Annotated in this window: 10 protein-coding genes and 1 pseudogene; 2 read left to right on the top strand and 9 right to left on the bottom strand. The window is 67.3% G+C overall.

The window, feature by feature from the left end:
- From AB4Y73_RS20140 to AB4Y73_RS20110, 7 genes and pseudogenes are all read right to left on the bottom strand, one after another.
- Positions 1-200, bottom strand: a pseudogene (locus AB4Y73_RS20140) (amino acid permease); the annotation flags it as partial.
- Between the two features lie 85 nt (positions 201-285).
- Positions 286-1719, bottom strand: coding sequence for an aspartate ammonia-lyase (locus AB4Y73_RS20135; RefSeq protein ID WP_441874422.1), 1434 nt, complete (start codon positions 1717-1719; stop codon positions 286-288).
- 8 nt (positions 1720-1727) lie between these two features.
- The gene (locus tag AB4Y73_RS20130) at positions 1728-2807 is read right to left on the bottom strand and encodes an asparaginase (protein ID WP_441874420.1); all 1080 of its coding nucleotides are present in this window, start codon (positions 2805-2807) and stop codon (positions 1728-1730) included.
- Positions 2808-2843: 36 nt separating this feature from the next.
- Complete coding sequence (locus AB4Y73_RS20125; RefSeq protein WP_441874418.1) at positions 2844-3602, bottom strand: FadR/GntR family transcriptional regulator; 759 nt, start codon at positions 3600-3602, stop codon at positions 2844-2846.
- A 123-nt stretch (positions 3603-3725) separates the two neighbouring features.
- Complete coding sequence (locus tag AB4Y73_RS20120) at positions 3726-3998, bottom strand: hypothetical protein (protein ID WP_441874416.1); 273 nt, start codon at positions 3996-3998, stop codon at positions 3726-3728.
- Positions 3995-4666, bottom strand: coding sequence for an RNA polymerase sigma factor (locus AB4Y73_RS20115; RefSeq protein WP_441874414.1), 672 nt, complete (start codon positions 4664-4666; stop codon positions 3995-3997). Before AB4Y73_RS20115 ends, AB4Y73_RS20120 begins: the two co-directional genes overlap by 4 nt.
- Positions 4667-4670: 4 nt before the next feature.
- Positions 4671-4919 (bottom strand): hypothetical protein, encoded by a 249-nt coding sequence (locus AB4Y73_RS20110; RefSeq protein ID WP_441874412.1) that lies wholly within the window; start codon positions 4917-4919, stop codon positions 4671-4673.
- A gap of 148 nt (positions 4920-5067) precedes the next feature.
- Here AB4Y73_RS20110 and AB4Y73_RS20105 point away from each other — a divergent pair, with 148 nt between their 5' ends.
- Positions 5068-5790 (top strand): hypothetical protein, encoded by a 723-nt coding sequence (locus AB4Y73_RS20105; RefSeq protein ID WP_441874410.1) that lies wholly within the window; start codon positions 5068-5070, stop codon positions 5788-5790.
- A gap of 99 nt (positions 5791-5889) precedes the next feature.
- Entirely contained in the window at positions 5890-6864 is a 975-nt protein-coding gene (locus AB4Y73_RS20100; protein ID WP_441874408.1) for a polysaccharide deacetylase family protein, read from the top strand.
- A gap of 16 nt (positions 6865-6880) precedes the next feature.
- On the opposite strand, the gene AB4Y73_RS20095 is transcribed toward AB4Y73_RS20100, so the two are convergent.
- Both AB4Y73_RS20095 and AB4Y73_RS20090 read right to left on the bottom strand, forming a co-directional pair.
- Positions 6881-7489: a DedA family protein gene (locus AB4Y73_RS20095; RefSeq protein WP_441874406.1), complete on the bottom strand. Its 609-nt coding sequence runs from the start codon at positions 7487-7489 to the stop codon at positions 6881-6883.
- Positions 7486-8236, bottom strand: a 751-nt coding sequence (locus tag AB4Y73_RS20090; protein ID WP_441874404.1) for a fibronectin type III domain-containing protein, incomplete at its 5' end; no start/stop codon positions are given. The genes AB4Y73_RS20090 and AB4Y73_RS20095, both read right to left, overlap by 4 nt.

Genomic DNA, 8236 nt, shown 5'->3' with positions numbered 1-8236 from the left:
GGTCCGGCGGCGTTGAGGCGGCCGCCGGCGCCGAGGAACAGGCCGGTGCCGATCGCGCCGCCGATGGCGATCATCTGGATCTGCCGCGGTTTGAGGTTCTTGTGATAGCCCTTGTCCTCCGCGTGGAGGGAACTTTCCGAGGCGTGCGCATGACCGCCGTCGATCACGTGGTCAGGGATGGGGGTGGGGGGATTCGACATGAGGGGAGTGTCCTTTGAAATCCGGGAGCGGTTGGTGGGCCCGGGCACGCTGGGTGCAGGGCCTGTGTTTGCGTGCGGTTGGGGACTACTTGCTGAGGTTGGCCAGGCGTTCAGGGCTGAGGAGTTCCTGGAGCTGAACGGCAGTGAGCAGGCCGTGTTCCAGGACGAGTTCAGCGACGCCCTTGCCCGTGGCGAGTGCTTCCTGGGCGATGGCGGTGGCGGTGGCGTAGCCCAGGTGGGGATTCAGGGCTGTGACCAGACCAATGGACTGTTCCACGGTCCGCCGGAGGTGCTCGGTGTTGGCAGTGATGCCGCGAACGCAGCGGGCCGTGAGGGTGCGGCAGGCTGCTTCGAGGTGGGAGATGCTCTTGTGGAGGCTGTGGACGATGATGGGTTCGAAGGCGTTGAGCTGGAGCTGGCCGGCTTCGGCGGCCATGGTGATGGTGACGTCGTTGCCGATGACTTCGTAGGCCACCTGGCTGACCACTTCCGGGATCACCGGGTTGATCTTGCCGGGCATGATGGAAGACCCGGACTGCACGGCGGGCAGGTTGATCTCGCCGAAACCCGCGCGCGGCCCGGAGGAGAGCAGGCGGAGGTCGTTGCAGATCTTGGAGAGTTTCACGGCCACACGCTTCAGCACACCGGACAGGTGGACGAAGGCCCCCACGTCCTGGGTGGCCTCGATGAGGTCGACGGCGGTGACCAGGGGCAGGCCGGTGATCTCGGCCAGGTGCCGGCAGGCCGCCTCGGCGTAGCCGGCGTGGGCGTTCAGGCCGGTGCCGATGGCGGTGGCGCCGAGGTTGATCTCGTGGATCAGCAGTTCCGCTTCGGCCAGCCGCAGGCGGTCCTCGCCGATGGTCACCGCGTAACTTCCGAACTCCTGGCCCAGCGTCATGGGGACGGCGTCCTGCAGCTGCGTGCGCCCCATCTTCACCACGGTGCGGAATTCCAGCGCCTTCTCGGCGCAGGCTTCCTCGAGTTCTGCCAGGGCAGCCAGGAGCTCGCGGGCGGCGAAGATGGTGCCCAGTTTCACGGCCGTGGGGTAGACGTCGTTAGTGGACTGGCTGAGGTTCACGTGGTCGTTGGGGTGCAGGCGTGCGTAGTCGCCCTTGGGGTGGCCCAGGATCTCGAGGGCCCGGTTGGCGATGACCTCGTTGGCGTTCATGTTGGACGACGTTCCCGCGCCGCCCTGGATCACGTCCACCACAAACTGGCCACTGAGTTTGCCGTCCATCACGTCGGCGCAGGCCTGCTCGATGGCTTCCGCCCGTTCAGTGTCCAGCAGGCCGAGCTCGTGGTTGGTCCGGGCGGCGGCGAGTTTCACGGCGGCGAGGCCGCGGACCAGATGCATGTTGGAGGACAGCGGTTGCCCGGTGATGGGGAAGTTTTCCACGGCGCGCAGGGTGTGGACTCCCCAGTAAGCCCCGGCGGGGATGTCGCGGTCGCCGAGGAGATCGTGCTCGGACCGGGTTTGCTGGGCAACGTCAGTGGGGTCAAGAGTGGTCAGGGTTGTCATGGGTGTCCTCAGAGGGCTTCGTTGACGTGGTTGGACAGGAAATTTGTGGGCTGGACCAGGCCGATTTGGTGACCGCCGCCCAGGACGGGGGCGGTCCCGATGCCGGCCAGCCGCGCGGTGTCGAGGCCGAGGAACTCGAGGATGTGGACGGTGGCGGGCATCCGGGCGCGGTCGCCGCCGTCGGAAATTTTCACAGCCACGGCCCGGCCGTCCGGCAGGCCCACCAGCTGAACACCCTCGAAACCGTCCTTCGCCACGGCGCCCGGGAGCAGCCGCATCAGTTCGGTGACGTCCCGTCGTTCCCCGGCCACCATCTCAGGGTGTTGCCGCATGGCGAGTCCGACGGCGGCTTCCGCACGCAGCGGGACGGCCGCGCCGTCGTCGGGGGTGCTTGCAGGAGTAGTGGCCGCGGCGGAAGCTGCAGCGGCCGCGATGGTGCCGAAGGCGCGGGCCATGCCGCGGAGGGTGAGGGCGAACAGCGGGGTGCCGCAGCCATCGGTACTGCGGGCGAACGGTTCCTCGCCGGCGAGTTCGGTGACGGCGGATGCGACCAGTTGCTGCAGCGCGTGCGAGGGGTCCAAATAGCCCTTGACTGGCCAGCCGTTGATGACGCAGGTGGCGGCCATGGCGGCGTGCTTGCCGGAGCAGTTCTGGGTCACTTGCGTGGGGTGGAGGCCGGCGCGCAGCCAGTTCTCGCGCTCGATGGTGCCGTAGGGGAGGTCGGTGCTGTTCTCCAGATCGCTCGCCGTGAGGCCGTGCATGGCGAGGATGCGCTGGGTGCCGCCGCGGTGCCTGGATCCGCCGGAGTGGCTCGCGGCGGCCAGGGCCAGGAGATCGGCCGGGAGTTTCAAGCCGGCACGGACCATGGCCACGGCCTGCAACGGCTTCAGTGCGGAGCGCGGGTAGAGCGGGGCCAGCGGGTCGCCGGCGGCGGCGAGGATGGTGCCGTCCCGGGCCGTGGCGATGGCCGAGCCGTAGTGGATGCTTTCCACGAGGCCGTCGCGGGTAGCGACAACCAGGGGTGCGTGCTGCGGGAGGTTCCCGGCGTCGTTTGCGGTCTGGGCAGCATGAAGTGCAGGGGCAGGCATGGAGTCCTTGGGTTGCTGGGGATACGTGCTGAAGCGTTAGTGATTGAGGATGGAATCGAGGGCGACGCCCACTGCGTGGAGGTGGTCGGCCATCGCGCTGGTGGCTTCGTCGGCGGAGCCGGCTTCGATGGCCTCGAGGATCCGCTGGTGTTCGGCATCGGAGGCATGCTGGCGGTCGGCCACCATGTTCAGGGTCTCGGACTGGAAGGCCAAGGCGCCCCTGATGTCGGCCACCACGCTGGCGAACACCTTGTTTCCGCTGGCCCGGGCGATGGCGGCGTGGAAGCTGGAGTCCAGGGCCACCCAGGACTCGGGATCGGTTTCGGTGGTCATGGCGGCGACGATGTGCCGCATCGTCTCGAGTTCGTCCTCTGTCCGCCGTTTGGCGGCGAGCCCTGCTGCGGGAACTTCGATGTGGGGGCGGGCTTCGGTGAGGTCCCGGGCGGAGTACTGCCCCAGCGTGAGGTCGTTTGCCACCTTGTCGGCCACCACAAAGGTGCCCTTGCCGGTCTTGGTAACCGTGAGGCCCAGTGCTGTGCAGGAGCGCAGGGCTTCGCGGATGACCGAGCGGCTGACCCCGTACTGCTGTGACAGGGACGCCTCGGAACTGAGCTTCCCGCCTACCGCTACCGTGCCGGACTCGATGTCCGCACGGATGGCGTTGAACACCGCTTCGGCCGCGCTGAGCCGGGTCAGGGGCTGGACTGCCGCGGCGGCCGCTGGCTGGAGTGCGTGGGACTGCTCTTTGGATGGATCTGCAGGCTGTCCTGCTGTCCGGCTGTCTGACAGGTTCACGCTTTAAATATGGCACCGGTCACACTGCATGTCAAGCGCCTGCCCGGCCAGCACCACCACGCGCCTCTGTGAACCGGTGCGCAGGCACCCGGCCGCGGGCCGCCGTCGTTCTTTCCGCAGTTCCTAGAATTTCTCCAGCCGGCGCAGCGCCGGGCCGGGGTCCACGCCGTCATCGGCAGCCGCGATCAACAGCAGCGATCGTGCTTCTTCGAAGCAGGCGCTGCAGCCCAAGAGATGTGCCCGGAGCCCCGGCATGCTGTCCGGCGCGCCGCTGAGCAGGATCTCAACGTAGGCGTCAACCGTGTCGAAGCAGTCGTCGCAGGAAATCCACGGTTCAGCCGCCAGGGTCAGCCGGCGCACGGATTCCGGGGTCAGGTTTCGGCGGGGCGTAGTCATGAGATCACTCTCGATGTGGTTGGTGTCGCGGGGAGGTAGCCGGCGAGCGTCAGGTGCGCCCGGAGCCGGCCACGGGCGTCGTGAAGAGCCTTGTAGAGGGCGTTGCGGGTGCTGCCCAGGCGGTCAGCCAGCACGTCGATGGGCACCTCGTCCACGAGCAGCGCCAGCACCACCAGGCGCTGGTGCGGTGTGAGGGCCTCCTCGATTGCCTGCCCGACGGCGGCAGATAGTTCCGTACCCTCCAGCAGTTGCTCGGGGGAGCTTTGGGCCGCCCGCCGCTCCGGGACCGAGTCAAGGTCGAGCTCGCGGTGGCGCCACATGTTCCGCCTGACTTCGACGGCGGCATGCAGGATGCCGAACTTGTATGCCCACGTGGTGAACCTGCTGCGGCCTTCGAAGCTGGACAATTTGCCGAGGACGTCCATCATGGCCTCGTCGGCGGCCTGGTTCACCAGCTCATCCACCCGGACCGCGCCGATGGCGGGCAAGCCGTAATACATCTGCGACACCTGGTGCCGGGTTGCCTTGACCAGGAGCTGGTGGAGCTGCAGGAGTGCCTCATCGTGGCCCGGGCCCGGGGTGCTGAGGAGCGCCACCCAGTCAGGGTCGGAAGGTCTCGGACGCACTTCCTGCGTGGCTGCGAGCTCGGGGCCGTCCAGCGTGGCCATGTGACTACTCCCGTCCGCTTGGTTCGCCCACGGGCCCGGCGATGCGGACCGCCAATTCCGGCGGACAACCCTTGTCCACCAGTTTGAGTAGCTCGTGGATGTCCACTCCCCGGGTGCCTGCCATGCGTGACGCCAGCGTAGCAGGGAACCCTGCCTCGATCAGCAGCCGCCCGCGCCAGGCGACGATTGCATCCCATTCGTTTCGGGGCGATCCGGCCCCCGTCTGTGCTTCTACTTCCCGCTGAGTCTTCATACCCACTTAGTGTCATCCGGGCCGCCGCTCTTACCCCGCTACGGAGAAAAAGGACCCGGAAAGATTTCCGTCCGGCGGCGGTAAGACTCCGGCGCCAGCTGACACTAATGTGCCATGGGCACCCGCCCATACGAAAGGAGATTCAACCGTGGAAACCATGACATCCCATAGGCGGCCCAAGCTCGCCGTCGTGTTTGCCTTGCTGGCTGTTTCGGGCGGCCTGACCGCCGCGTATTCAGTGGGAGCGGCGCCCGCGCAGCCCGCAGTCCAGGAAGCCGCCGTCGTGTCCATGGCCCACAACCATGGTTCCGGCAGCTCCAATTCCGTACCTGCCGCACAGCTTGAGCTGCGCCTGGGAATGCGGACGCTTTGGGCGCAGCACATGGAGTGGACCCGCCTCGCGATCGTCGATTTCGCCTCCGGATCGGCTGGCTTCGACACCACCGCAGGGCGGCTGCTGCAGAACCAGGTGGACATCGGCAATGCCATCAAGCCGTTTTACGGTGAGGCTGCCGGAGCCCGGTTGACCACCTTGCTGCAGTCACACATCACCGACTTCGTTGGTCTGTTCCAGGCAGCCAAGGCCCAGGACACCACGGCACTCGAAGCGGCCAAGACTGCCGTTTACGCCAACGCCCAGGAGATCGCCGACTTCCTGGCAGCCGCCAACCCGCGGAACTGGAGTCAGGACGCGATGCGTTCCATGATGAAGGAGCACATCGACCAGACCATCTCCTACGGCAGCGCTGAACTGAACGGACGGTACGCCGACGGCATCGCCACCTACGACCTGGCGGAACAACACATGCTGATGATGGCTGACGAGCTCAGTGACGGCCTCATCAACGCCTTCCCCGGCAGGTTCCGCTGATCGCCTGACCGGTAGGTTCGCGCCGAACGGGTGGGAACCCTTCCAAACCGGGGCCTTTCTGCCCTTCCGGCCGTGACAGCAGTTCTGTCAGGGTGAACTATGAGGCCCATCTCCGCCTGGAACCGCCGAGTGGTGGCCGCGGTACTTGCGGCCGTGCTGGCGGCTGGCGCCATCGTGCTGGCAGTGGTGTTGTCCGCTCGCCCGCAGTCGGGCGGACCGCCGTCGGGAGTTTCCACATCCTCTAGCGGCGCGTCCCCAGCGGGCGGAACCTCCGCAGCACCGACCGCGACGGCGGTTCCCGGCACATTCGAGGCGACGTCCCCGGTCACCAGCGAGCCGCCGGTGGTTATTCCTGAACCTCCGGTGGCTCCACCGGTGATCCAACCGCCGGTGCCGCCGGAGCCTCCGGTCGCTCCCCAGCCGCCGCCGGCAGTGCCGTTCCCGAGGGCCCTCCTGGGGCAGGATCTTGAAGTGCTGCCGGGCGCCGGCCGGGTGGTTGCCCTGACCTTCGACGCCGGAGCCAACTCGGCAGGCTTGCCCAAGATCCTCCAGGCGCTGGCAAATGCCGGAGTCCCGGCGTCGTTCTTTCTGACCGGCAACTGGGCGAACGCGAACCCGGCGGGCGTTTCTGCGATGAGGGCCGCCGGCCACCGCGTGGGCAACCACTCCATGACGCATCCAGGCTTTACCGGACTGCCGGATGATGGCATAGCGGCCGAGGTGCGGGGCGCGGAGCAGGCCATCCTCGCCGCCGGCGCCGACCCAACACCGTTCTTCCGCTTTCCTTTCGGAGAACGGGACGCGCGCACCATCGCAGCCGTGAACAACCTCGGTTATGTGCCGGTGCGGTGGACGGTGGATACCCTCGGGTGGAAGGGGACCAGCGGAGGCTTCACCGCCCAGCTGGTGGCTGACCGGGTGCTGTCCGCCCTGCGGCCCGGAGAGATTGTCCTGATGCACATCGGGTCGAACCCCGACGACGGCACCACACTTGACGCCGACGCCCTCCCGCAGATCATCGACCGCGTTAGGCAGGCGGGCTACAGCTTCGTCACGTTGGATAGCCTGCTGTAGGCCCGCCGTCCCTCCGTCACGTCCGTTCTTTCTTCCAAGCGCGCAGGCGCCAGGCCACCAGCGCGGCCACGGCGACTGCTGCAATGACGACGGCGATATCCCGGCCGGCAGCCTTGGCTACTGCCTCGTAGGAGTTGCCGGCAAGGTAGCCCAGCAGGACAAAGCCGATGCCCCAGGTGAGGCCGCCCGCAGCGTTGAAGAGTAAGAACCGCCCGTACGGCATTCGGGACGTGCCGGCCAGAGCGGGCATCACGGCGCGGAAGAAGGCAACGAACCGCCCGAGGAAGACCGCCCACCCTCCTCTGCGGCGAAGGAAGTCCTGCGCCTTCTTTATCTGTATCCTGTGCCGGGTCATCGCTTTGGACTTCACGAGCCGGGGGCCTAAATGTTTCCCGACCTCGTAGCCCACGGTGTCGCCCAGGATGGCGGCCACTACCGCGACAGTCATCATTGCCGGGAGTTGAACTTCGCCGCGGCTGGCCACCACACCGCCCAGCACAGCCGCCGTTTCGCCAGGAATAACAAAGCCGACGAACAGCGCGTCTTCGGCGAACACCAGGCAGAAGACCGCGATGTAGGCCACGAGCGGACTGACGTTCAGGATGCCGTCAATGAAGCCGCTCATGGGGAAATACTAGGCCCGCGGGGGGTGGCGTCGTCGAGGTACATCCAGGTGTCGTCGGCTGGGACGGCTCCTTCGAGGTGGACGTTGAACCAGAGGGTGATGGTTTGGCCTCTGTAGGCGCTGAGGTCTGCGGTGACTTGGGTCCAGGTGCCGGAGTCGCTGGCGAGTTTGAAGAGGCTGCGCAGGACGGTGCCGGTGGTGGAGCGGATTTGTGCTTCCGCCCAGTCGTAGCGGCAGGCGGTGCCGTTGCAGGTTTCGTCGACGGTGTGTGGCTGGTACCAGAAGGACAGGGTGGAGGTTCCGGTGGCGGGGACGGTGAGGGTTTGGGAGAGGCTGCTGTCTCCGAGGGGTTCCGCGCCGGAGACCACGCCGAGGAGAGCGGAACCGGTTCCGGTGCGGGCGGTGGTGGWGGCTACGGGGGCGCGGACGCCGCCGGTGGTCCAGCCGGTGAGGCCTGATTCGAATCCGCCGTTGGTGATTGTTCCCCCCGTGGACGCCGCGGCGGGGGTGACGGGGGCGGATGCGGTGGAGGCGGGGGAGGTGCCGATGGCGTTGGTGGCGGTGACGGTGAAGGTGTAGGCGGTGCCGTTGGTGAGTCCGGTGATGGTGGTGCTGGTTGCGGGCGGGTTGCCGGTGACGGTCACGGGGGTGAGGTTGGTGGTGCCGGTGCGYGGGGTCACGGTGTAGGAGGTGATGGGTGAGCCGCCGTTGTTCGGTGCGGTCCAGGACACGGTGGCGGAGGCGTTC

It is taken from the genome of Pseudarthrobacter sp. TAF60_1 (assembly GCF_052113505.1).
GTDB lineage: Bacteria > Actinomycetota > Actinomycetes > Actinomycetales > Micrococcaceae > Arthrobacter.
The sequence above is the reverse complement of the archived record's forward strand: the minus strand, read 5'-3'. Positions and strand labels throughout refer to the sequence as shown.

What these genes read in the sequence shown, in the direction of transcription:
- AB4Y73_RS20135 (WP_441874422.1), bottom strand. Translation starts at nt 1,719, where the DNA reads ATGACAACCCTGACCACTCTTGACCCCACTGACGTTGCCCAGCAAACC.
- AB4Y73_RS20130 (WP_441874420.1), bottom strand. Translation starts at nt 2,807, where the DNA reads ATGCCTGCCCCTGCACTTCATGCTGCCCAGACCGCAAACGACGCCGGG.
- AB4Y73_RS20120 (WP_441874416.1), bottom strand. Translation starts at nt 3,998, where the DNA reads ATGACTACGCCCCGCCGAAACCTGACCCCGGAATCCGTGCGCCGGCTG.
- AB4Y73_RS20115 (WP_441874414.1), bottom strand. Translation starts at nt 4,666, where the DNA reads ATGGCCACGCTGGACGGCCCCGAGCTCGCAGCCACGCAGGAAGTGCGT.
- AB4Y73_RS20110 (WP_441874412.1), bottom strand. Translation starts at nt 4,919, where the DNA reads ATGAAGACTCAGCGGGAAGTAGAAGCACAGACGGGGGCCGGATCGCCC.
- AB4Y73_RS20100 (WP_441874408.1), top strand. Translation starts at nt 5,890, where the DNA reads ATGAGGCCCATCTCCGCCTGGAACCGCCGAGTGGTGGCCGCGGTACTT.
- AB4Y73_RS20095 (WP_441874406.1), bottom strand. Translation starts at nt 7,489, where the DNA reads ATGAGCGGCTTCATTGACGGCATCCTGAACGTCAGTCCGCTCGTGGCC.